Source organism: Spectribacter hydrogenoxidans (assembly GCF_031846275.1).
GTDB lineage: Bacteria > Pseudomonadota > Gammaproteobacteria > Nevskiales > Salinisphaeraceae > Spectribacter > Spectribacter hydrogenoxidans.
Genome location: NZ_JAVRIB010000048.1, coordinates 1 through 839 on the forward strand (window position 1 = coordinate 1; position 839 = coordinate 839).

Annotated in this window: 1 pseudogene; it reads right to left on the minus strand. The window is 62.0% G+C overall.

The annotated features are described in order from the left end of the window. A pseudogene (locus RM532_RS15815) lies at window positions 1-839 on the minus strand (IS3 family transposase); the annotation flags it as partial.

Genomic DNA, 839 nt, shown 5'->3' on the forward strand with positions numbered 1-839 from the left:
CTGGCTCAGCCAATCGTAGCGCACGGTCCGGTTGTAGCGTTCGACATAGGCGTTCTGCTGCGGCTTGCCAGGCTGGATGTACTCCAGGCGGATACCCTGCTGTTTCATCCAGGTCACCAACTCGCCGGCGATGTATTCCGGGCCGTTGTCGCAGCGAATAACCTCGGGCTTGCCGCGCCATTCGATGATCTGTGCCAGACAGCGGATCACGCGGGCACTGGGCAGCGACAGGTCGATCTCCATGCCCAGGCCCTGGCGGTTGTGGTCATCCAGTACGTTGAGCACCCGGAAGCTGCGGCCGTCGGCGAGCTGGTCGTGCAGGAAATCCATGGACCAGACCTGGTTGATGGCCCGGGGCACCGTCAGCGGCTCGGGCCGGTCGCGTTTCAGGCGCTTTTTCGGCTTGATCCGCAGGTTCAGTTCCAGCTCGCGGTAGATCCGGTACACCCGCTTGTGGTTCCAGCCATAGCCCTTGACGTTGCGCAGGTACAGAAAGCATAAACCAAAGCCCCAGTTGCGCTGGTTGTGGGTCAGCCGGATCAGCCAGTCGGCGATGCGCGCGTTGTCCGCTGACAGCCGGGGCTGGTAGCGGTAACAGGTCGGGCTGATCGACAGGGCCGCGCAGGCCAGCTTGATACTGATACCCCGCGTTTCAACAAGTTTTTGGGCCACCTCACGTCGGCGAGATGGCCTTACCATTTTCCCTCGATCACCTCCTGACGAATCTCGGCCTTGAGCCGCTCCTCGGCGTACATTGCCTTGAGACGGCGGTTTTCGCTCTCAAGCTCCTTGAGCCGCTTCATCAGCGCGGCGTCCATCCCACCGTACTTGCTGCGCCA